Below are 21,091 nucleotides of genomic sequence, written 5' to 3'. Positions count from 1 at the left end.
ACTGACTATTTGTTATCTATCCGATAACGCCTATCCGTTTATTGTTTGTTACGAATTGACTTCGCAAATTTGTTAGATTTAGCTGTCAAAGCTAAATCTCGTTACAGATTTGTTTGTTCAAAGTTTTGTTCAGTTTTCAATGTGCTAACCCGATTGGGCAACTCATTTATTGTAACAGATGTTAGCAACTTGTGCAACAACTATTTTGATGAGTTTTGCTGGTGATTATCAAGCAAAACTTGATAACCGCTTGTCCCTCGCAAGGAACAATAATTAGTATACCGACATTGCCCCGTTCGGTCAATGCTTTTTTTCAAGAAAATCGATGGATATTCTAAAGACGAATGAGAATAAAAAGTCCTTGAATAAACGTTTGTTTATTCAAGGACTTTTTCTATATTAAGGCTATTAATTAATACCCTTATTCGTCGAAGGACGTAAAGGTCGAGGGTTGAATTGTAGTCAACAAGTCACGAATATCATCACCAGACTTAAAAACTAACCCACCAGGAAGCTTTTTCTGAACGTCATCGAAATCAACAACATGAAATGAATACAGCGGTGCTTGTTCATTTCCGTCTAATTCGATTGTTGCTAACTCCCCCAAACGCCAGGAATCGAAATCCTTCACACCCAAATCAGCAAAAGACTTCAGAATCATACCTAAGGAAGTCTCTTCGTGGTGCTGATGAACTTTAACAACTAAGAAATCATCATGACCATCTTTTTCTTCTACTAAAAAGTATGGGAGATCATCTTGATAAGCAATTACTGTTGCCGCTACTGTTGTCATTTCGTCTTCTCTCCCTTTTGTTGATCATCCAGGTGCAAACGCTTCGAAGCTTCGGCCATCCAGCCAGGCATCGCTAAGGCAATTGGTTCGAACCCAAAATCCAAGTGGTAGTTTGTCCAAAAACGACGTTTTACATTATTGTTTTTTATAATTGGTGTATAAGCCAAGCTCATCAAAGGTACTTGACGAACAGAAAGCGAAATCTTTTGACTATATTGATCAATATCTAATACAATCGCCGAAACTTTTTGACCAACAGACAATTCATCCGATAGATTCTTAACGACACCAGATTTCAATTCGGAGATATGAATTAATCCCTGCGTATCCTCATCTAATTTAACAAAGGCGCCATAAGGTTGAATTCCAGTTACGGTACCCGTAACCTTTTGTCCAATTTTATAGTTCATCAGGTTAACCCTTCCCTGTTTTTTATAGTAAAAAAGTCCTCACCAAACGGTTAGAGGACTACTTTTTCAATCACAATGTCCTCTAAAGGACGATCAGCACGGTCTGCTTTTGCAGAAGCAATTTTGTCAACAACATCCATGCCATCAACAACTTGCCCAAATACCGTGTGCTTACCATCAAGCCAAGGTGTACCACCCTGCTCTTGGTAGACTGTCGCAATTTCTTCTGCATAGCGACCAAGATATGGTTTCATTTGCTTTGGAAAATGCTTGTTTTGAACGATAAAGAACTGTGAACCATTCGTTCCTGGTCCAGCGTTGGCCATTGATAAGGCACCCCGGATGTTAAAGAGTTCCTTTGAGAATTCATCCTTAAATGGCTTCCCCCAAATACTCTCACCACCACGACCAGTTCCTTCTGGGTCACCGGTTTGAATCATGAAGTCGTTGATTACACGGTGGAAGAGAACATTATCGTAATAGCCATCTTTAGCATGCGTTAGGAAGTTTTCAACAGCTTTAGGAGCCTGTTCAGGAAACAAAGCCAAAGCAATGTCCCCGTAATTAGTCTTCAAAGTTGCTTGCACATCATTGGGCCCTACGTTGAGCTGTGGAAAGTCTGTCATTTTAATCCTCTGAATCTTGGACAACAGGGTTAATAACCACGTCGCCTTCTTCGATTTCTTCAAGTGCTTGGCCAACTGACTTAACAGAGTTGAACTTTACTTGAGTAGCTGGCATACCAGCATCCAATTCACGGGCACGCTTTGATGCCAAGGCAATCAACTTGTAACGTGAGTCAACCTTTTCGAGCAACTTATCAACTGATGGATAAAGTAACATTGTGTTCTCCTTTTACTGTTCCGCAATTTGTTCCAAGACACGTGACACACGAAGGCGTTCGGCTGTAATAATTGCTTTAATTCGATCAACTGCATGAGCAACTACATCGTTTTCAACGGCATAGTTATAGTTAATCATCTTCTTCAATTCATCTCGAGCTGCAGCAACACGCTTTTCGATTACTTCAGCAGAATCAGTACCACGACCAATTAAACGCTGGCGCAAGTTCTTAATATCAGGTGGAGTCAAGAAAATGTAAACACCTTCTGGCATCTTAGCCTTCACTTGCAAAGCTCCTTGCACATCAATTTCAAGGAAAACATCTCGCCCTGAAGCAAGTGTTTCTTCAATGAAAGAACGAGGTGTTCCGTAGTAGTTTCCTACGTATTCGGCATATTCCAACATGTCTCCGGCTTGAATCTTATCTTCAAACTCTTCACGAGAAACGAAGAAATAATCCTTACCATTTTCTTCCCCAGGGCGGGGCTTACGAGTTGTTGCAGAAATGGAATAACGAAAATCTACTGCATCGTCTTCAAAAATTGCCTTTCGAACTGTTCCTTTACCAACACCAGAAGGCCCTGATAAGACAATTAACAAGCCACGTTCAGTCATTGTGCTTCCTCTTTATCGTATTTAGTATCTAATAGTAGTATTTTAACAGGAAAAAGCTTGAAATTCAATGAAAGAACTGTTGGTAACCCCCCTTAGCAAAACAGTACTTTCTACTATTCATTTTTGCTATACGAATAAAAAGGCGAACAAAAAGAAAATTTGTTCTCTTTTAAAAAACGTTGATTTATAGACTTTTTAAGTGATTTATTTCGCCTTACACAAAATTTAATCATTGCTTTTACTTGATTTTACGAACGGTTGTTCGTATACTTAAGTCACAGAGATAAAGAGGAGGCGCCTGATGCAAGCTAAGCTTTCAGCCCAACCACAATTCAATCGATTCAACCAGATTAAACAAGCCTGGAATAAAATGAAAGAACACTTCGCTCTTGTTCCCTTAAAAGAACAACAATCAACCACGGTTTTGATTAACCGCCTAGAAGATGCGATTAACGCGGGTACACCAACTGCTGTTCAAATGAACTATGGTTTTGATCAAGAAGATATTCAAGACTTTTACGGTGTCCTTTTTCAAGACCGAGCTGGGGCACTACTAATTGAAGATATCCACACCAATCAATGCCACCATCTTTCACCCGAACTTCTCCGTCATATTGGCTAATCGTTAATAACCCATTTAAAAAGACCAGTTACTAAATAGTAACTGGTCTTTTTATTTTATAAATTACTCAGGACGCTTTGAATCTGTTAAAAGAGCTTCCACTTCCTTCATTGGCATCGCTGCTAATAAGGTATTGACCGCCTTAATGTCAACGTAGTGATCCAGTCCGCAAGATTCAAGTGCAGCGATTCGAATCGTATCAACCGCCTTCTTCTTATCCAAGAACTTAATGTACTGGGCAATTTCGCCTCCGAGGCCATCGAGTGAATCCCATTCAGGCTGCCAGTAATCCATTAAGTCTTTCTTTGCAAAAGTCGTCAACAAATCGTTTGTCCATTCACGGTGTGTCACATTGTACTTTTCAGCCAAACCCTTGTGGAAGGCCAGCAACATCTGCACTTCCTGTTCGGAAACAACGTCCTTAATCGCCGTCTTCTGGAAAGTCTCAACCATTCGCTTACCAAATGCCACTTCTTCGTCAATGGCTTCAGTAGATAGTTTCTCTGGCTGAGGATCCGCATCCTTGCCGTCTAGCTTAGGTTCCGTGACCTTCAATCCCTTGTAGACTTCTGCAATCGTTTCAAGGTCGAAGTTATCATCCTTGTCATCCTGGCTTAAGAACTTAAATTGCAGATCATCGATGGCATTGCCCTCTGACATGACTTTGGCAACATCTTGTCCTTGAAAGCGGAAGTAGTTGACTGCCAAAACCGTACGAACAATCATCCGCCAGAAGTTTGGATCAAATGAGGTTGTTTGTACTGAGAAGCGGTCAGAAACAGATGCTTCCTTAGCTAGGAAGGCTTGAATATCATACAAAACTGGCATGAGCAAGATGAAGTAGCGCCAGTCACGGTCTGATGATTGTACCAAAGCCGCCTGCATCACCTCGTTCATCTTCACAATCACATGCTTATCCGATGTGAAGTCTGAAAAGTTCTGCTGAACCATCGTGGCAATTAAGTCATCTAAGAAGAACGAAGCCACTTCAAAGGTTGCCTTTTGGTAGCTGTGCTGCTTCGTCAAGAAGAAGCGGGCACGCAGAAATCCGGCAAATTCGTTGTAATCGAATGGGGATAACTTCGTCTTTTGCTGGAACTTTTGCAAGCTTTTTTGCTTCTTAAACTTTTTAATTTGTGCTGATTTTCCCTGCTTCATGGCAACTCCTCCTTAAATACTTAAGTCTAGCAAATACTTGCCGTGGCCAAATTCCTTGAGCTTAAACTGGAAAATTTGTTCCTCACGAGTTAAATCAGGGGTCTTAACCGTTGCTTGACGGTCCCCTTCTAACTCAGCGATTTCAATCGCCTGGTTAATGGCTGACAACACTGGTGCAAAGGCTTTAGGATCTGCTGATGAATAGAATAAATCAGCGTTACCATAGGTATTTGAACGACGTTGCAGTGAAACTGACACCTTAAAGCGGTTCACTTCAAAGACCAAGTGGTTGTAGTTAAAGTCACGGGCGTATCCGAACAATGCGGATAGGTACTGTCCGGCTGGATATTTCTTCTCTGCCATCCTTCTCCTTTTGGGGCGTAGACCCTCAATTAATCAGTCATCTACTCTCAAAGACAACTATAGTTCATTTGTTTTATAAAGTCATTAACGCAGCGTTACGATTGTCGCACCATCCCCACCAGCGTTGGCTGATGCAAAATGGAACTCCTTCACGCGCCGGTCCGAACGCAAGAACTGGGTAACGCCCTGACGCAGTGCACCAGAACCCTTCCCGTGGATAATTTCCACCGAAGAAAGGTTACCCAAAACAACAGAATCAAGGTAACGGTCTAACTCGTGCAAGGCTGCTTCATAGCGAACCCCTCGCAAATCAAGCTTCGCTTGTACGCGACCAGTGTGACCGGCCGCGGCCGTTGTGCTAACCTTCTGACGTTTCTTTTGCTTCTTTTCCTGCTGAGCCTTGGCCGTTGCTTCCGTCTTCTTTAAGTCATCTTCATCAACCAGCATCTTCAAGATACCCATTTGAACTTCCCACTGGTCGTTCTTATGCTTCTTGATCAGGGTTCCCTGTTGATTATAAGAAGAAACAACAACATCATCCCCAGGCTTCAGCTCCTTGACGCGCTTAGCCTTCTGAAGAACCTTGTTCTTCTCTAGCTTATCGGACTGTTGCAAGGCGGCAATTGCCTGCTTCTGCTTCTGTAAGTCCTGTTCTGATAGCTTGGCCTGCTGGCCCCCTGCCAAACGTTCGGAACGAATTTCTTTAATCAACTTTTCAGCTTCGTGCTTGGTCTTTGAAACAAGCTCGTTGGCCTGCTTCTTAGCATCCAGCATGACGCGGGCCTGGTCCTTTTCAAGCTTCAAAGTCTTCTCATCCAACTCATTCTTTGCCTGCTCAAAGTCCTTCCGTTCAGTCGCTAGCTGTGCACGCTCTTCCTTAGCTTTCTGTCGTTGGTCCACCAAGTCCTTAATCATATCGTTTAGCTGTTGGTCCTCGGGGTTGACCATCGTTTTGGCATCCGCCAAAATCTCCTGGTCAAAGCCGAGACGGGCAGCAATCGCCAGCGCGTTTGACTGTCCTGGAACCCCAATTAACAGCTGATAAGTTGGCTGCAAGGTCTGGACGTCGAATACCATCGAGGCGTTTTCCGTACCGGGCCGTTCGTTCCCGTAAAGCTTCAACTCTGGATAGTGGGTTGTTGCGATTGTTCGTGCACCCAGTGCCTTGGTTCGGTCCAGGATGGCCATGGCCAAAGCGGCACCTTCAGCAGGATCCGTTCCCGCACCCAATTCATCAAAAATGACCAAGGAATTTTCATCTGTTCGAGACAAAATTCCCTTAATATTTTCCATGTGTGAGGAGAATGTGGATAAGTTCTGCTCAATCGACTGTTCATCCCCAATGTCAGCGAAGATGTCGTCGAAGACAGCCACCGTTGAAGGACGATCAACCGTAATGAAGAGCCCGGACTGTGCTAGTAACTGTAGCAAGCCCAAAGTCTTAATGGTAATGGTCTTACCACCGGTGTTAGGTCCTGTGATAATCAGTGTTTCATAATCCTGTCCGAGTAAGATATCGTTCTTAACCGACTTCTTCTCGCCAATCAAAGGATGCCAGGCCTGGTTCAAGGCCACAACCTTTTCCCTTGAAAGCTCGGGGGCCATGGCGTTTTGTGCTTTGGCCAAGCGGGCCTTAGCATTGATAAAGTCAAGCTGACCCAAAACGTTGGCGTTTTGCGTCAAATCTTCCAAGTGCTCCGAAAGTAAGACGGAGAGTTCCGCTAACACACGGTCCTCTTCTGCCAAAGCCAACACGCGCACCTCTGACAGTTCGTTTGCCAACTCTACAACGGCCTGTGGTTCAATATAATAAGTTTGACCAGACTGACTTTGGTCATGAACGATACCGGGAATTTGATGGCGGTATTCGACTTTGACGGGAAGAACGTAGCGGTCGGCACGCTTTGTCACGATTGTTTCTGACAAATAGCGTGCGGACTTTCCACGGGTGTAATTAGCCAAACGCTGCTTAATTGCTTCTTCCTTACCAGTCATTTGACGGCGGAAGGAGGCTAAAGCAGAAGATGCGGAATCCAAAACACGGCCGTTATCGTCCACAGTTTCCTGAACCTTTTTCGTGAGTTCTGGTAGTAAGACCAGCTGTTCCACTTTGGCTTGCAAACGTGGTACCGAGTCCTGCATGTCATCGGCCTGAATTCGCTCAAAGAAGTGAGCAATTGCAGCGGTCGCCTTCAAGACCTTGGCCAAAGCAACAATTTCGCTACCATTCAAAGAAGCTTGAATCTGCAATCGGCGAACCTGTTCTTTGATGTCAGTCAAATCAGGAAGTGCCATACCACCGTGTAAGCGTTCTACCATGGCAGCTTCGGCAGTTTCCTGCAACCATTCAGCCACCTGGTCGTAGTCAGACGATGGCTGCAAGGCCTCAACCGTCTTCTTCCCCTGTGCCGTTTGAATAAATGGTAAAAGTTCATCCTTTACCTTGTTATATTCGAGTGTTTGTAATACTTTTTGATTCATGTTACCTCGTTTTCATTTATAGCCACCACTGATAAATTTGGTTAGAGATGATTGGGAACTGATCCAAGTAATCACTCAAGTAGTGGTTTTCCGTAAATTGTCCCTGTAACCAAGCGTTTGGAATCACCGACAAAATCTGTAAGCAGAAAAAAGTCAAAACCAATCCAAAGGCCAGCTCTAGTAAGGCGCCAAGTAGTCCATCGATTTTACCGAGAAAAGGTAGGCGACGCACAAAGTGAATGGAACGTAATAAGAAATGCCCGATGAAGGAGCCTACCATCATGATGACGACGAAGGCTAAGCCAGAGGCCAAGAAGCTTGACCCATCATTAGCCCAGGTTGTTGGAACGGAGGGCCGGGCGAATTGACCAGAAATCCAACCAGAAAAGACCGTTGACAATGGCTTTGACAAAACCGTTGCCACATAGAGAATCAATCCCCAAAGGACAACACGGGTTAAAGACATGACAAAACCTGTCCGATAACCCGAATGCGTCATCACAATTAAGAATAAAATAGCAATCCACATGAGTACCATGGGCTTGTCCTCCTCAAAAGTAGGCAGACTAAATAGCCTGCCTTGAATAAGGTCAATTATACCATTAAAACTGCTATAATTAAGGCATGCAAACTGTGATTTTACTGACAAAAGAAGGCCTAAAGCAAGCACAATCCACCTATGCGGATTTGCATGTTCCAAAAGCGCCACCATACAGTCTTTTTCAAGCAAAGAAGAACGGTGTGACCATTACCGCCTATAAGTCCGGGAAAGTCCTCTTTCAAGGGCAAGAATCCGAAAGGGAAGCTGTTAAATTCAAACAATACGAAAGTAAGAAAACCGCAAGTTCTTCAAAAAAGGAAGGCAAACCATTGTCCTCAACTAAAACCGCATCACATAGTAAGAAGCCTCGCACTAAATTACCCGCTGGCTTTGCGGACTGGGGAGTGATTGGTTCCGACGAAGTTGGTGCCGGTGCCTACTTTGGTTCTCTAACAACCGCCGCCGTTTACGTCCCACGCGATAAGGTGAACGAACTACGGAAGCTTGGTTTCGCCGATTCAAAAACGTTAACCGATGATAAAATCAAGGAGCTCGCTCCCTACATCATCGAAAACCTGCCCTACCACATCGTGAACCTCACGCCCGACTTTTATAACCAAAAGCAACAGAGTGGTCAAAACGTGGTGGCAATGAAGGCCCTCTCCCATAACTTCACCCATAATCAGGTGCTAGCCAAACTTAGTCCCAACGAGAAACCAGATGCCATTCTCGTTGACCAATTTGTCCAGGGTTCATCCTACTACCGCTATTTAGATAAGAACCGTCAGGTCAAGCCAACCGTTCCCACCTACTTCATTACCAAGGGGGAATCCGAGCACGTTGCCGTTGCTGCAGCATCCGTTTTGGCCCGCTACGTCGAGTTGCGCACTATGAAAGAGCTCAGTCAGGAAGCGGGTATGACCCTTCCAATTGGCGCAGGTAAGGAAGCCGACCGCAAAGCTGCTCAACTAATGAACCAAGGAAAAGATTTAAGCCACTTTGCTAAACTACACTTTGCCAATACAAAAAAGGCAGAAGCACTTCGTTAACCGAAAACTGACTAAATAAAAAAGCATTGAACAGTTAGATAACTGTTCAATGCTTTTTTATTTTACTTTTGCAAGTTAAGATCTTTTTCTTCAATCTCAATATCAGGTTGTGCTGCTTCATCTTGAGCTGAAACGGAATCAGTCAAAGCATCACGTGATTCTTGATAGGAAACCTTCGCCTTTTCAACGTATGGTGAAACAGCTTCTGTGGCCTTTTCGACCATGTCTTGAACCTGGCCTTGCACCTGGTTCAACTTATTCTTTAATTCTTCTTGCTTTTGTTCGGACTTAGCGACCTTGTAGGCTGCTGAAGCACCCATTGCAAACAAGAATCCAGCAAGAAACTTTGTTGTTGCTTTCATGTCTATACTCCTTACTTAGCCTTCTTAGAAGACTTCTTTCCAAATAGCTTTGATAGTACTAATGTCATTCCAGTCTTTGTTGCAGTTCCAAATCCTGAGACTGACGATGAAGTATTACGTACTGAGCGATTCAAATCAGAAATCGTTTCAGAAAGATCAGCAGCTGCTTGAACGGTAACGTTCAAAGTTGCCATCTTATCATTGATGTCATCAACCAACAGGTTGGTGTTGGCAACCAATTCGTTTGATGAACGGGCAATCGTATCCAAATCCGTTGTCAGGATGGAAACGGTACGAGTCAAACGAAGTAAGAAAATCGTAACTGCTACGACCAAAAGCAAAAAGGCCAAAGCAAAGATTAGTAGTGAAATTTGTCCAACTGTCATAATCTCTCCTATCTGTACTTAAATTACTAATTATTAATCATTTCTATTGTAACAAATTAAAATATCTTTAACAGTGATAATCAAAGTCAAAGAAAAAAGCCCCCGACGGGGACTTTTTTAACGAGCGTAATCAACAGCTCGTGTTTCACGAACAACGGTCACCTTCACGTGTCCCGGATATTCGAGTCGGTCTTCTACTTCAGCCTTAATATCGTGGGCCAGAACAGTTGCTTGAATGTCTGAAACCTGATCAGGTTCCACAATCACGCGAACTTCACGTCCAGCCTGGATGGCATAGGCAGATTTAACACCGTTATAATCACTGGCGATGTGTTCCAGATCAGTTAATCGTTGAACATAGTTTTCAAGCGATTCTGAACGGGCACCAGGACGAGCAGCGGAAATGGCATCCGCTGCCGTCACTAGTTCAGCCAATGGTGAGGTAGGTTCGATATCGCCGTGGTGGGCAGCGATAGCGTTAATAACATTTGGCTTTTCATGATACTTTTCAGCCAATCGAACACCGAGTTCAACGTGAGAACCTTCAACTTCGGCATCGACTGCTTTTCCAATATCGTGTAAGAGGCCGGCACGCTTTGCTTGTGCGACATCCATTTTAAATTCTGAAGCCATTAGGCCGGTTAGCTTAGCAACTTCAATTGAGTGTTGCAGTACGTTTTGACCATAAGACGTACGGTAATTCATTCGACCAATTAACTTAATAAGGTCTGGGTGTAGTCCACGAATTCCTAATTCAAAGACAGCGGATTCACCCTTTTGGCGAATGTTTTCGTCCATCTGACGACGGGCTTTTTCAACGGCTTCCTCAATCTTAGCTGGATTAATACGTCCATCAGAGATTAAGGCTTCCAGAGCGTTCTTGGCAATCTGTCGACGAAGTGGATCAAAACCAGAAAGAACGACAGATTCTGGGGTATCGTCGATAATCAAATCAATCCCAGTCAAGGATTCAATTGTCCGGATATTTCGACCTTCACGACCGATGATACGGCCCTTCATGTCTTCGCTAGGAAGGTTTACAACTGAAACAGTCACGTCAGAAACAGAATCAGCTGCTGAACGTTGGATTGCTTCCACAATCATGTTACGGGCGCGCTTTTCACCCTCATTCTTAGCATCTTGTTCATATTCTTGAATCAAGTTAGCACGCTCTTTTTCGAGTTGCGCCTTTGAATCGTTAAGAATAATTTCCTGAGCTTGGTCTTTATTCAACTGGCCAATTTCTTCCAGCTTTGCTTCCTGTTCAGCTAACTTTCTGTCAGCCTCTTGGTCCTTCTTAGTAGCAGCATCCAAACGGGCCTGAAGCTTCCCTTCCTTTTTAATCAAGGAAGCATCACGTTCGTTCAACGTTGCATCTTTTTTATCCAAAGTATCAATTCGATCCTGAACACGAGCTTCTTGGTCTTCCACTCGCTTTTGTCGGTTAGACAAAGAATCTTCTACCTGGCGGCGATACTCTTGGGCATAGCCCTTTGCATCAACTTCGGCAGATTTCTTAATACTTTTGGCTTCGTCATTTGCTTGTTTTAAAATGTTTGTTGCAATCTGCTTAGCGTTATTTAAACGAACTTGATCGACAATCTTCTTCGTTAAATAACCACCAGCTAAGCCGATTAAAAGAGCAAAGAGTGCTGAGATAATAATCGTCAGCATATTCTTTTTCCTTTCAGTGTGAATTGTTTTCAATTCACATGTCTAGTATAGACAAATTTTCACCTTGGGTCAATTAGACTAGAATTAAAAATGTTCGATTGGACACCACATAAAAGCTGCTATAACGGTCTTTTCAATCTAATCATCCCAATTAAAAACTTTTTAACAAAGTCAATCCAGTTCTCCCTACTTTAGAAAAAAAGAGCCCATTAACTGGGCTCTTTTTATCGCTTAAATTGTCGGTTTAAATCACGCTCAACATCACGTTTTTTGATTGACTGACGCTTATCGTATTGTTTCTTTCCACGACCCACACCAATCAAGACTTTAGCAAAGCCCTTCTTCATGTAGACCTTAAGTGGTACCACCGTTACACCAGATTCTTTTACCAATGCAGAAAGGTGCTGAATCTGCTTTTTATGCAAAAGCAGGATTCGAGAACGAAGTGGGTCAACGTTGAACTGATTCCCCTGCTCGTAGTTGGCAATATGCACGTTCGTTAAGTAGGCCTGACCATCATGGATGGTGACAAAGCCATCACCAATCGTAATTTGGCCAGCACGAACAGACTTAATCTCGGTTCCAGTTAAAACCATCCCCGCTTCAAAAGTCTCTTCAATCGCGTAGTTAAACCGCGCTTTCCGATTTGTCGCCAAGGCGTCGTTATGCTGCACTTTTTTCTTTGCCATTGGTCAACTCCTTTAAAACTAACTTACTTTTGCTTTACGGAAAAAGGATGCTTGTGATTCGCACCTGACTTATTCGGGTTAGACTTTTGCTGCGGACGTCCCTGGTTATTCAAACGGCCATTTGATTGACCATTTCCACGTTTTTGTCCATCACGGCTTTGCCCTGGCTTCCCATTACCATGGTTAGAACGGCCGCCATGGCCGTTTCCACCGCGTCGGTTACCATTGCCCTTGTTGTCACGGCCACGCTTATTATCGCGTCCAAACTTACCACGGTTTGGTTGTGGCACTTTAATATCGGTTGTTGGTGCCTCTTCAGGGTTAACCAACATGAAGTCCACCGTTGAATCCTTCTTAGAAGCACGGATGACCTTAATCTTTACCTTCTGACCGATCTGGAAGATGTGGTGCTTTGAGCGACCAATTAAGGCGGCGTGCTTTTCATCGTAATCGTAATGATCATCAGTCAAGTTTGAAATGTGAACCAAACCTTCAACTGTGTTATCCAAGGAAATGAAGAGACCAAACTTCAAGGCGGCGTTCACAACACCTTCGTATTCGTTGCCAACCTTGTCTTCCATGTATTCGGCCTTCTTCATGGCGTCAACAAGGCGCTCCGTATCAATGGCACGACGTTCACGGGTTGAAGTATCAACACCAATTTGGCCAAGGGAAGAAGCGTACTTTTCCTGTGCTTCGACACCATAGCCGTGTTCCGTATACCAACGAATCAAACGGTGAACCGTCAAATCAGGGTAACGACGAATTGGTGAAGTAAAGTGCGTATAATACTTAGCGCCCAAGCCAAAGTGTCCCAGTGGTTCTGGTGAATACTTGGCCTGCTTCATGGCACGAAGCATCATGGTTGAAATCATCTGCTCGGCTGGGTCATCCTTAACCTTCTTCATCAAAGTCTGCAACATGATTGGTGTTACATTGGCCGGATCACCCTTGACTGGGTAACCCAAAGCGCTCGCAAATTCAAAGAAGGACTTGGCACGTTCTTCATCCGGCGTTTCGTGAATACGGTAAAGGAAAGGTACCTTCTTCGTATCAAAGTGCTCAGCCACTGTTTCGTTGGCTGCCAACATAAAGGACTCAATCATTCGTTCAGCAGTGCCACGTTCACGGACCACAACGTCGATGGCCTTTCCATTTTCATCCACGACAATGGATGCTTCTGGCGTATCAAATTCAATGGCCCCGCGCTTTTCACGTTTCTTAGCCAAGATTTGATGCAATTCGCCCATCATGTCAAACATATCGGCTAGGCCAGAATATTCTTCACGGGCGGCTGGCTCACCTGCAAGGATTTCATTGACTTTATCATAAGTCATGCGGGCGTGTGACTCGATGACAGACTGTGCCAAACGGTGCTTAACCACTTCACCCTGTGGATTAATTTCCATCTCAACAGACATGGCCAAACGGGTCACGCCAGGGTTCAAAGAGGCAATCCCATTGGAAAGCTTCTGTGGGAGCATTGGAATAACTCGGTCCGTCAAATAGACAGAAGTTCCACGGTTGTATGCTTCCGTATCAATGGCTGAACCAGGCTTTACGTAGTGGGACACATCGGCGATGTGCACACCTAAATGATAGTTGCCATTATCTAACTTCCAAACAACAACGGCATCATCAATATCCTTAGTGTCAGCACCATCAATGGTAACCAAAGGCTGGTCAGTGATATCCTGACGCCCTTCCCATTCAGATGCCAAAACTTCGTTTGGAATGGCATCCGCTTCAGCCATCACATCGGCTGGGAAGTGGTTTGGCACCTTCTTGTTTTCAACGATTTGCATGATGTCCATGCCTGGTTCGTTTTCATAACCAAGCACTTGGGTTACCGTAGCAACCAATTGCTTTGGGTGAATCGCATCGGCATAGGACTGCACTTCAGCGACAACCACCTGGCCGTCATGTAAGTCTTCTTCAGCAGTTGATGAATCAACAACCACTTGAAAGGCCGCTGCCTTCTTATCAGACAAGCGAATCTGTCCAAGCATCCCCTGATAAGTTGAGCCTGATGTATACACACCAACCAAACGCGTATAAGCGTGCTCTAAGATTTCTTCAACCTTACCTTCCGGTCCGCGGTCAGCAGATTGTGCTGGCTTTACCATCGAAACGCGAACCGTATCGCCCTGCATGGCCTGCATGGTGTTATCTGGACCAACGAAGTAGTCAGGCAAGTTTTCATCGTAGCGGACAAATCCAAAGCCCTTGTCATTGGCCTTAAATTCACCGACAATGTCACCCTTTTGTCCCTGGAACTGGTAGCTATCTTTGTCGACTTTTTTAATAATTTGGTTATCGGCCAAATTTTCCAAGACGCCAAGCACTTGACGGTAACCAGAAGCGCCTTCTAAGCGCAGCCCATCAGCCAAATTTTGTACTGAGAAAGCTTGCTTTGGATTGGCCTTTAAAAATCCCTGTAGTTGTTCTTTTAATTGTTTTGTTTCCATAAATCTATGAATCTTTCTAAAAAATGCTAATAAAAAATCAGTCTACAAAAAAGTAAACTGACCTTTATAAATTAATGAGCGGCTAAGTACATCAAGATTAATGCAATGATGAACCAGATTGTGCCAAGTACCGCCGTAACACGACGCATGACAGCTTCGAAGCCGCGAGACTTTCGTTCTGTAAATAAGTCGGTTGCGCCACCAGACAAAGCTGATAGTGCATCCTGTTGTTTGCTAGGCTGCATCATTACTGACACAATCAGTAAGAAACCAACAACTAACAAGAGAATGGTTAAAAAATTAGTCACAAAGACGCCTCCACTCGCAATTCATATTACCTAGTATAGCAAATTTCGTCTTAGTTTCCAAGAGAAAGGCGGAACATCAAAACACCACCGGCAACGGCAACATTCAATGATTCGGCTGAACCAAGCAAAGGAATGTAAAGGTTAGCCGTTGTCTTCTTGGCTAATTCAGGATCAAGACCCTGTCCTTCGTTTCCAACAATCAAGGCCCCGGCTGACAAACCATGGATATCTTGGTATGGCTTAGCTTCTTCGTTCAACTCAGAACCATAAACTGGCAAATCGTTATCTTCAAAAGCGTCAATCCATTCATTCAAGTCACCTTGCAAGACTTCCAAGTGGAAGTTTGAACCCTGCATGGCACGAACGACTTTTGGTGCGTACAAATCCGCTGTACCCGTTCCAAGAACAACTCCCTTAAAACCAGCAGCATCGGCCGTACGGACCAAAGTCCCAACGTTACCTGGATCTTGAATAGCATCCAAGAACAACCAGAGACCGTCGTGGACATAGGTTGGGTCAAATGTCTTTTCTGGCAAAGTCACTTCGGCAAAGATACCCTGTGGAGTCTTTGAACCGGCGATGTGTGCGGCCACTTCCTTTGAAATTTCAAAGGCTGGGACACCGTGAGGAACATCGGCCAAGTGGGCTTCCATTTGTTCTTCAGTCGCCATGATGGCGTGGAACTTTGCCTTGGCATTAATGGCTTCTTGAACCAAGTGCCAGCCGTCAAGCAAATAAGTCTTTTGCTCAAGGCGGCCCTTCTTTGTGGCTAACTTAGCCCAGGCTTTCACCTTGTTATTTTGCTTTGATAAAATGCGTTCCATAATACTTCCTTTTTTAATTCGACCTAATTAGTCGTTTGAACGATGTTGCTTACCAGCATTACGACCGGTAGACTCGTTACTTTCTTCCGTTACATCACGTGGACGGAGGTCTTCTGGACGAACACGGTTCGTGTTTTGCGCCGTTTGCGCTGGTCCAGCAGTGGGCATCGTCTGCTTCAACAAATCATCGGCAGTCTTCTTGATGACAAAGTCCTTATCCACCTGCGCCTTAAGCTTATCATAGTAAAGGTGGTTAATCAGTGATTGAATCAAAACAAAGATTCCACCGACCATGAAGTAGAGTCCCAAGGCTCCTGAAGAAACAAAGGTGAAGCCGGCAATCATAATTGGCATCATCCACATTAACATCCCCATCTGCTTCTTTTGTGTTTCAGGGACATGGAGCTGTGACAAATATGCTTGGCCAACATAGATAATCAAAACAATGATTGAGAAGAGAATCTGTGGTGATGATAATTCAAATCCAAAGAAGGTCGCCGTCTTCAAACCGTTGGCGTGCATGATGGCCAAGTACAAACCTGAAAAGATTGGCATCTGCAAGGCCATCGTAAACCATGAAACACCACCCGTTAGGGAAACGTTGTTTTCACGGTACAAAGCCATTGATGCCATTGAGGCAGCCTGTTGTTCCTGCTGCGTCTTTGCCGACTTCGTTGCCGCCTGCACCTTTTCAAATTCAGGGCGCAACTTCTGCATTTTCAACTGTGAGATGGTCGTGTTCTTTGACTGGTTGACCATGATTGGTAACAAAATCAAACGGAAAATGACCGTCAAGATAATGATGGCCCATCCGATGGCATTTACACCACCGATAGCGTTTGAAAGGTCCAACAAGAGGTTAGCAATTGGCTTTGCCACCAACTTATAGATTCGCCCGTGGGTACCATAACCACCGGTAAAGAGGTAAATATCAAATAATACCACTAGAACCGTGGCATAGCGTTTCAACTGTTTCATTTTTGCTCCTAAAAGCTCTTTAATTCTTAGTAATTTTTTGCAATCTGTACTATTATAGCAAGATTTTTCTCATTCTTCTTCGTTTTTCTCTTCACCGGCAGGCTCAGAGTCAACAGACGTCAACTTTTTGACCATTGGGAAGCGCAAACGGAAAGAAGAGCCGGAACCAAGAGCAGATTCAACCTGAACTTGTCCCCCATAGGCCGCAACCATCTTCTTGACGATGGATAATCCTAATCCGTTTCCACCCGGTTGGTGAACACGGGCCTTATCGACACGGTAAAAACGGTCAAAGACACGGTCCAAATCTTCGGCAGCAATTCCCTGACCAAAGTCCTGTACCCCAATTTCAATCCAGGCACCAGCCTGTGCCAAAGCCAAATGAACTTCCTTACGTTCAGTCGAGTACTTCAAGGCATTGTCAATTAAGATAATTAACATTTGTTCCAAGTGATCTGGACGAATGGCTACTTCGGATTCCTTACTCAAACTGTTATCAAATGACCAGGTAAAGTCTGGGTGTAAGATTTGAAAGTCGTGGTAGACACGGTCCACCACGGGCCAAACCGCCGTATGGTCCTGTTCCGAATTAACCGTTAACTTTTCAGCACGGGTTAACTGAAGCATTTCATTGACCAAAACTTCCATTCGCTTAATTTCAGCAAGGGAAGAAGAAAGCGAGTCATCCAACACTTCGGGATCATCTTTCCCCCAACGTTCAAGCAGGTTCAAGTGTCCCTTCACGATGGCAACGGGTGTCCGTAACTCATGGGAGACATCCGAAACAAAGTCCTGTTGGGACTGAATCAAATTCTGCACCTGACCCATCGTATCGTTTAGGACGGTGCCCAAATCGTTTAGCTCTTGGTTATAACCAACCGGTTTCACCCGTTCCTTAGTTAGTGGGTCTTCTTCAAAAGTCCGCATGACTTTAGCAAGCTTTTTCATTGGCCAAACAAAGGCTTGGGCCAGTAAGAATGCCAGAAGCACAATACCACAGAGTGAAAAAATTAGAAATGACCACCACCAGTGGCCAACTGCAGCAAAGACCGTCTCGGTTAATTCAGGCCCCTGCACCACCATCAAGCCCAGAAAGATTCCACAGGCAATGAGCAAAAAACCCACCGTCAGTCCGAAGGTCAAGATGGCCTGAGTAGTCTTAAACGGTGAGTTTTTTTGATTGTTATCGTTCTTTTTTACCATCTCAGCTCCGCATAACATAGCCCGTACCACGGACTGTTTGAATGTAAGATGTCTTTGATTCAGGATCATCTAACTTGTTACGTAGGTAACGGATGTAGACATCAACAACGTTTGTCTCAATCTTTGTTTCCTGACCCCAAACCTTCTTCAATAGCTTTTCACGAGGTTGAACAACGTCAATGTTTTCAAGAAGAATCAACAAAAGGTCGTATTCACGCTTGGTTAGCGAGATGATTTCATCATCACGACGAACCGTGCGGTTCTCCTTTTCCAACTTCAAGTTCTTAAATGAGATCACATTCAAGGCTGAGGAAGCTGGTTCCTTCTCAATGTCAATACGACGCATCAATGAACGGACACGTGCCAAAAGTTCTTCAATGGCAAATGGCTTTACGACGTAGTCATCAGCCCCGTAATCCAAACCAGAAACACGGTCAATGACTGAATCACGTGCGGTCATCATAATGATTGGCGTCTTCTTCACTTCACGTAAGCGACGGGCCACTTCGAACCCGTTCAATTCAGGCAACATCAAGTCTAAAAGAATCAAATCAAAGTCTTCAGACAAAGCCTTATCAAGTCCTTCACGGCCGTTTAAAACCGTGTCAACTTGGTAACCTTCGTGTTCCAACTCTAATTTGACGAACTTTGCCAAATTTTCTTCATCTTCTACAATTAAAATACGACTCATAATCTTCTCCGTTGGCTTTTTATGCTAACTGCGGATATACAGTTAGTCACCATATATAAATGAAATTTATTTTAATCCTATTCTACCATAGGTTAAGCAATAATCTCATTTTTTAAAAAATTCATCTAATTTTGCAAGGCGAGGGTCTAATTTAGCATCCTTTTCAGCGGCTTCATCCCCCTCCGCTGCTTCTTCAGGGTGTTCCTGCATGAACTCGGCTTCAGAAATCACCTGCCAGTCTTTACCTTCAGGCAAAGGCGCACCAGCGGCTTCTTCTTCCGTTAGTACCTGTGAAGGAAGGGCTGCCACTATGTTATCTAAGACCGCAGCATCTAAATCAACGGCATTGTTAACCAATGGGAAAACTGGTTCATCTTCATCAAATTTTTCAACCCGCTTAGGGTCTTCAACGTAGGTTTCTTGAATGGCCATATCCGTTGACCAAGGAACTGGTTCCAATGAACGGGAAGATGGCAAAACCAAATCCGCGTGGAAGGAAGCAATTAACAAATAATCATCCTGATCATCCATCTGAACGGTTCCCGTTACCTTAATTGGCTTAGCCGAAATAATCAAATCAGAAAAACGTTCTTTGATTAATTCGTTTAAATCGAGCGTTTCTTCAAACTTCAACGCTTCGTTACGGTACTTTTGTAACTGTTGCTTAGGAAACTTCATGAATTACTCCTTTTCCTTGATGTAGTGAATGGGACGACGGGCGAGGTCTTGCCCTTCTTGACTAGCGGACTGATTAGCTAAGAGCTGCCAAATCATCCCCGCCTTATAATCCAAACGTAAGTTGGCCTTTGCCAAGCCCTGATCAACACGGGAAATAATTGGCAAACGGGCTTTACGTTTTACTTCAGATAAGTAAGCCTGGCCTTCATCCGTAAAGCCGAGTAAACGGATGTAGGAATCAGCCATCGCGGCCTGCATTTGGTCAACCTTAATGTTTAACAAAGTATACAACATTGTCCGCTGCATACGAGCAAAGGTATAGCGCTTGGACTTCACGGCCCGAATAAAGGACTGGTAGGACTGTGGGGCTTCCTTAGCAGCCGCGACCCCAGCCAAACGGTATTCCAAACCCTCGGCCATCTGGTAAACCTGTCCCAACTGTCCAACTGTATCGGTTAACAAGCGGTAACGGAGCAGTTCAAAGAAGGGTTTCTCGAACGCCAAAGAATTTGGCTTTTCTTGCAAGGCTTTCAGAGTATCGGCCGGCACAACCTTTTCCACCTTATCCCACTTGCCCTTATGAAGAGCCAAACGAATGGAGGAAGCCGAAGCAATGTCTTGGTCCTCATCAATCGTTTGATCGTGATAGGCGGCCTGCAAACGACCGATTGGATGAAGTGTCATCTCAACATCTAAGTTCAAAACAGCTTTTGCATATGAGAAAGCCAAGATATCGTTGGGATCTTCCAACTTAAATCCAGTCTTCTCTTCCAATTCGGCTGCATAGGCAGAGGCATATGTCTGCGTACGGTCGGTATACTTCCCTTCCGATTGAATCTCTTCGGCCTGCTTTGCCAAAGTCATGAAGTCCACGTCCGGATGCTCAGATCCAAAGACCAGGTCTTGCACACCCAAAGCTGCCAAAATGCGGACAGCACCTTGTGCAAAGAGATGCCCCGGTTGTACCGCGTCAAAGACCGGCAGTTCAACAACAACGTCAGCCCCATGGTGCAAAGCTAACTTTGTTCGCTCCCACTTGTCCAAAATAGCTGGTTCACCGCGCTGCACAAAGTTTCCAGACATGACGACAACGGCCACATCGGCACCCGTTACACGCTTGGCTTCCTGCAAATGGTAGGAATGCCCATTGTGAAAGGGATTATATTCAGCAATAATACCAACGGCTTTCATCACTTTTCTCCTTTTTGGCAGCTGAAGAACCAACGCGTATCTTCTTCCTCTGCTTGCTTACGGCCAAAGTCCGCTGAAACTTGAACGTTTTTGAATCCAACACGTTCCAATACAGCCAGGTACTCCGCCAGTGGATAGGTCTGTTCATGGTGCACTTCACGAACCATCTTAAAGGCATCCAAATCTTCATCGTATAAGAAGAACTTCAAATCATGATCGACCGAGTTCTCTTCTTCCCCAAAGAAAGAGGTCCACATGAAAATCTTTTCCGGGTCTTCATCGTTATTGTAACAAAAGTTATCATAATCAACATTGACCATCTTTGGCGTAATTACATCAAAGAGAAAAGTTCCGCCATCTTCCAAATGTTCAAAGGCTTGACGCAAACCGGCTTCAAAATCCGCTGGCCCCGGTAGATAGTTCAAGGTATCAGCAAAGGAAACAATGGCTGGATAGCGTTCTTCCCAGTCCGAGAAGTCCCGAATATCAGCCTGCAGCAATCGCAGGTCAACGTCTTCTTCCTGTGCATGTTCCTGAGCCAGTGAGAGCATCGCTCCTGAAAGGTCTAACAAATCCACCTGGTAGCCATCCTTGGCCAACAAAACGGCTAAACGGCCGGCTCCACCACCGAGGTCTAAGACTTTTCCAGCTGGAATGTTTGCTTTTACAAAGTCAGCCCAGTCGAGGTAGAGTTCACCATCAAAAAGCTCATCGTAGAGTGAAGCAAATGTTTGATAAGGTTGTTCTTCTTCGGCCATGCTGAC

Annotated in this window: 24 protein-coding genes; 2 read left to right on the top strand and 22 right to left on the bottom strand. The window is 44.4% G+C overall.

From position 1 onward, the window contains the following. Window positions 1-421: 421 nt before the first annotated feature. The 5 genes from BMZ93_RS03960 to gmk are packed head-to-tail and all read right to left on the bottom strand — an operon-like array spanning window position 422 to window position 2,661. Window positions 422-793, bottom strand: a complete 372-nt coding sequence (locus BMZ93_RS03960) for a hypothetical protein (protein WP_091502436.1) — start codon at window positions 791-793, stop codon at window positions 422-424. Then, window positions 790-1,203, bottom strand: a complete 414-nt coding sequence (locus BMZ93_RS03955; protein WP_091502434.1) for a CvfD/Ygs/GSP13 family RNA-binding post-transcriptional regulator — start codon at window positions 1,201-1,203, stop codon at window positions 790-792. The genes BMZ93_RS03960 and BMZ93_RS03955 overlap by 4 nt, the downstream gene beginning before the upstream one ends. Before the next feature lie 50 nt (window positions 1,204-1,253). Further along, the gene (locus BMZ93_RS03950; RefSeq protein ID WP_091502431.1) at window positions 1,254-1,829 is read right to left on the bottom strand and encodes a peptidylprolyl isomerase; all 576 of its coding nucleotides are present in this window, start codon (window positions 1,827-1,829) and stop codon (window positions 1,254-1,256) included. Between the two features lies 1 nt (window position 1,830). Then, the gene (rpoZ, locus tag BMZ93_RS03945) at window positions 1,831-2,046 is read right to left on the bottom strand and encodes a DNA-directed RNA polymerase subunit omega (protein WP_091502429.1); all 216 of its coding nucleotides are present in this window, start codon (window positions 2,044-2,046) and stop codon (window positions 1,831-1,833) included. A 12-nt stretch (window positions 2,047-2,058) separates the two neighbouring features. After that, entirely contained in the window at window positions 2,059-2,661 is a 603-nt protein-coding gene (gene gmk, locus BMZ93_RS03940; RefSeq protein ID WP_091502427.1) for a guanylate kinase, read from the bottom strand. A gap of 301 nt (window positions 2,662-2,962) precedes the next feature. Here gmk and BMZ93_RS03935 point away from each other — a divergent pair, with 301 nt between their 5' ends. Further along, window positions 2,963-3,283: a hypothetical protein gene (locus BMZ93_RS03935; protein ID WP_091502425.1), complete on the top strand. Its 321-nt coding sequence runs from the start codon at window positions 2,963-2,965 to the stop codon at window positions 3,281-3,283. Between the two features lie 63 nt (window positions 3,284-3,346). On the opposite strand, the gene BMZ93_RS03930 is transcribed toward BMZ93_RS03935, so the two are convergent. The 4 genes from BMZ93_RS03930 to BMZ93_RS03915 form a co-directional block, all read right to left on the bottom strand. Next, window positions 3,347-4,441 carry a metaphase chromosome protein 1 gene (locus tag BMZ93_RS03930; RefSeq protein ID WP_091502423.1) on the bottom strand — a complete coding sequence of 365 codons (1,095 nt, stop codon included), beginning with the start codon at window positions 4,439-4,441 and terminating at the stop codon, window positions 3,347-3,349. Between the two features lie 12 nt (window positions 4,442-4,453). After that, complete coding sequence (locus BMZ93_RS03925; RefSeq protein ID WP_091502421.1) at window positions 4,454-4,804, bottom strand: hypothetical protein; 351 nt, start codon at window positions 4,802-4,804, stop codon at window positions 4,454-4,456. An 84-nt stretch (window positions 4,805-4,888) separates the two neighbouring features. Then, window positions 4,889-7,285 (bottom strand): endonuclease MutS2, encoded by a 2,397-nt coding sequence (locus tag BMZ93_RS03920; RefSeq protein WP_091502419.1) that lies wholly within the window; start codon window positions 7,283-7,285, stop codon window positions 4,889-4,891. Between the two features lie 16 nt (window positions 7,286-7,301). Then, window positions 7,302-7,823 (bottom strand): CvpA family protein, encoded by a 522-nt coding sequence (locus BMZ93_RS03915; RefSeq protein ID WP_091502417.1) that lies wholly within the window; start codon window positions 7,821-7,823, stop codon window positions 7,302-7,304. Window positions 7,824-7,909: 86 nt separating this feature from the next. Between BMZ93_RS03915 and rnhC the strand changes: the two genes are divergently transcribed. Beyond that, entirely contained in the window at window positions 7,910-8,875 is a 966-nt protein-coding gene (gene rnhC, locus BMZ93_RS03910; RefSeq protein ID WP_091502416.1) for a ribonuclease HIII, read from the top strand. 62 nt (window positions 8,876-8,937) lie between these two features. On the opposite strand, the gene BMZ93_RS03905 is transcribed toward rnhC, so the two are convergent. The 13 genes from BMZ93_RS03905 to BMZ93_RS03845 all read right to left on the bottom strand — a co-directional run bounded on the left by BMZ93_RS03905 (window position 8,938) and on the right by BMZ93_RS03845 (window position 21,085). After that, entirely contained in the window at window positions 8,938-9,237 is a 300-nt protein-coding gene (locus BMZ93_RS03905) for a hypothetical protein (RefSeq protein WP_091502414.1), read from the bottom strand. A gap of 11 nt (window positions 9,238-9,248) precedes the next feature. Then, the gene (locus tag BMZ93_RS03900) at window positions 9,249-9,623 is read right to left on the bottom strand and encodes a DUF948 domain-containing protein (RefSeq protein WP_091502412.1); all 375 of its coding nucleotides are present in this window, start codon (window positions 9,621-9,623) and stop codon (window positions 9,249-9,251) included. A gap of 117 nt (window positions 9,624-9,740) precedes the next feature. Next, window positions 9,741-11,297, bottom strand: coding sequence for a ribonuclease Y (gene rny, locus BMZ93_RS03895; RefSeq protein WP_091502411.1), 1,557 nt, complete (start codon window positions 11,295-11,297; stop codon window positions 9,741-9,743). Window positions 11,298-11,521: 224 nt separating this feature from the next. Beyond that, the gene (gene smpB / locus BMZ93_RS03890) at window positions 11,522-11,986 is read right to left on the bottom strand and encodes an SsrA-binding protein SmpB (protein WP_091502409.1); all 465 of its coding nucleotides are present in this window, start codon (window positions 11,984-11,986) and stop codon (window positions 11,522-11,524) included. A gap of 23 nt (window positions 11,987-12,009) precedes the next feature. Further along, a complete protein-coding gene (gene rnr / locus BMZ93_RS03885; RefSeq protein WP_091502407.1) occupies window positions 12,010-14,454 on the bottom strand; it encodes a ribonuclease R in 2,445 nt (814 codons plus the stop codon). 71 nt (window positions 14,455-14,525) lie between these two features. Next, a complete protein-coding gene (gene secG, locus BMZ93_RS03880; protein WP_091502405.1) occupies window positions 14,526-14,762 on the bottom strand; it encodes a preprotein translocase subunit SecG in 237 nt (78 codons plus the stop codon). Between the two features lie 50 nt (window positions 14,763-14,812). Beyond that, window positions 14,813-15,586: a TrmH family RNA methyltransferase gene (locus BMZ93_RS03875; protein WP_091502403.1), complete on the bottom strand. Its 774-nt coding sequence runs from the start codon at window positions 15,584-15,586 to the stop codon at window positions 14,813-14,815. 27 nt (window positions 15,587-15,613) lie between these two features. After that, a complete protein-coding gene (yidC, locus tag BMZ93_RS03870) occupies window positions 15,614-16,564 on the bottom strand; it encodes a membrane protein insertase YidC (protein ID WP_091502402.1) in 951 nt (316 codons plus the stop codon). Window positions 16,565-16,633: 69 nt separating this feature from the next. Continuing rightward, complete coding sequence (locus tag BMZ93_RS03865; RefSeq protein WP_091502400.1) at window positions 16,634-17,767, bottom strand: sensor histidine kinase; 1,134 nt, start codon at window positions 17,765-17,767, stop codon at window positions 16,634-16,636. 1 nt (window position 17,768) lies between these two features. Beyond that, entirely contained in the window at window positions 17,769-18,458 is a 690-nt protein-coding gene (locus BMZ93_RS03860; protein WP_091502398.1) for a response regulator transcription factor, read from the bottom strand. A 105-nt stretch (window positions 18,459-18,563) separates the two neighbouring features. Beyond that, window positions 18,564-19,136 carry a YceD family protein gene (locus tag BMZ93_RS03855; protein ID WP_091502396.1) on the bottom strand — a complete coding sequence of 191 codons (573 nt, stop codon included), beginning with the start codon at window positions 19,134-19,136 and terminating at the stop codon, window positions 18,564-18,566. A gap of 3 nt (window positions 19,137-19,139) precedes the next feature. After that, window positions 19,140-20,327 carry a nucleotidyltransferase gene (locus BMZ93_RS03850; protein ID WP_091502394.1) on the bottom strand — a complete coding sequence of 396 codons (1,188 nt, stop codon included), beginning with the start codon at window positions 20,325-20,327 and terminating at the stop codon, window positions 19,140-19,142. After that, entirely contained in the window at window positions 20,327-21,085 is a 759-nt protein-coding gene (locus BMZ93_RS03845) for a class I SAM-dependent methyltransferase (protein WP_091502392.1), read from the bottom strand. Before BMZ93_RS03845 ends, BMZ93_RS03850 begins: the two co-directional genes overlap by 1 nt. Window positions 21,086-21,091 lie beyond the last annotated feature (6 nt).

The organism is Fructobacillus durionis, assembly GCF_900112405.1.
Classification (GTDB): Bacteria; Bacillota; Bacilli; order Lactobacillales; family Lactobacillaceae; genus Fructobacillus; species Fructobacillus durionis.
This window is presented reverse-complemented; position numbering and strand designations above follow the sequence as displayed.

Bases quoted from the DNA above. Each gene is read 5' to 3' on its own strand.
- BMZ93_RS03960 (WP_091502436.1), bottom strand. From the start codon at position 793: ATGACAACAGTAGCGGCAACAGTAATTGCTTATCAAGATGATCTCCCA.
- BMZ93_RS03955 (WP_091502434.1), bottom strand. From the start codon at position 1,203: ATGAACTATAAAATTGGACAAAAGGTTACGGGTACCGTAACTGGAATT.
- BMZ93_RS03950 (WP_091502431.1), bottom strand. From the start codon at position 1,829: ATGACAGACTTTCCACAGCTCAACGTAGGGCCCAATGATGTGCAAGCA.
- rpoZ (WP_091502429.1), bottom strand. From the start codon at position 2,046: ATGTTACTTTATCCATCAGTTGATAAGTTGCTCGAAAAGGTTGACTCA.
- gmk (WP_091502427.1), bottom strand. From the start codon at position 2,661: ATGACTGAACGTGGCTTGTTAATTGTCTTATCAGGGCCTTCTGGTGTT.
- BMZ93_RS03935 (WP_091502425.1), top strand. From the start codon at position 2,963: ATGCAAGCTAAGCTTTCAGCCCAACCACAATTCAATCGATTCAACCAG.
- BMZ93_RS03930 (WP_091502423.1), bottom strand. From the start codon at position 4,441: ATGAAGCAGGGAAAATCAGCACAAATTAAAAAGTTTAAGAAGCAAAAA.
- BMZ93_RS03925 (WP_091502421.1), bottom strand. From the start codon at position 4,804: ATGGCAGAGAAGAAATATCCAGCCGGACAGTACCTATCCGCATTGTTC.
- BMZ93_RS03920 (WP_091502419.1), bottom strand. From the start codon at position 7,285: ATGAATCAAAAAGTATTACAAACACTCGAATATAACAAGGTAAAGGAT.
- BMZ93_RS03915 (WP_091502417.1), bottom strand. From the start codon at position 7,823: ATGGTACTCATGTGGATTGCTATTTTATTCTTAATTGTGATGACGCAT.
- rnhC (WP_091502416.1), top strand. From the start codon at position 7,910: ATGCAAACTGTGATTTTACTGACAAAAGAAGGCCTAAAGCAAGCACAA.
- BMZ93_RS03905 (WP_091502414.1), bottom strand. From the start codon at position 9,237: ATGAAAGCAACAACAAAGTTTCTTGCTGGATTCTTGTTTGCAATGGGT.
- BMZ93_RS03900 (WP_091502412.1), bottom strand. From the start codon at position 9,623: ATGACAGTTGGACAAATTTCACTACTAATCTTTGCTTTGGCCTTTTTG.
- rny (WP_091502411.1), bottom strand. From the start codon at position 11,297: ATGCTGACGATTATTATCTCAGCACTCTTTGCTCTTTTAATCGGCTTA.
- smpB (WP_091502409.1), bottom strand. From the start codon at position 11,986: ATGGCAAAGAAAAAAGTGCAGCATAACGACGCCTTGGCGACAAATCGG.
- rnr (WP_091502407.1), bottom strand. From the start codon at position 14,454: ATGGAAACAAAACAATTAAAAGAACAACTACAGGGATTTTTAAAGGCC.
- BMZ93_RS03875 (WP_091502403.1), bottom strand. From the start codon at position 15,586: ATGGAACGCATTTTATCAAAGCAAAATAACAAGGTGAAAGCCTGGGCT.
- yidC (WP_091502402.1), bottom strand. From the start codon at position 16,564: ATGAAACAGTTGAAACGCTATGCCACGGTTCTAGTGGTATTATTTGAT.
- BMZ93_RS03865 (WP_091502400.1), bottom strand. From the start codon at position 17,767: ATGGTAAAAAAGAACGATAACAATCAAAAAAACTCACCGTTTAAGACT.
- BMZ93_RS03860 (WP_091502398.1), bottom strand. From the start codon at position 18,458: ATGAGTCGTATTTTAATTGTAGAAGATGAAGAAAATTTGGCAAAGTTC.
- BMZ93_RS03855 (WP_091502396.1), bottom strand. From the start codon at position 19,136: ATGAAGTTTCCTAAGCAACAGTTACAAAAGTACCGTAACGAAGCGTTG.
- BMZ93_RS03850 (WP_091502394.1), bottom strand. From the start codon at position 20,327: ATGAAAGCCGTTGGTATTATTGCTGAATATAATCCCTTTCACAATGGG.
- BMZ93_RS03845 (WP_091502392.1), bottom strand. From the start codon at position 21,085: ATGGCCGAAGAAGAACAACCTTATCAAACATTTGCTTCACTCTACGAT.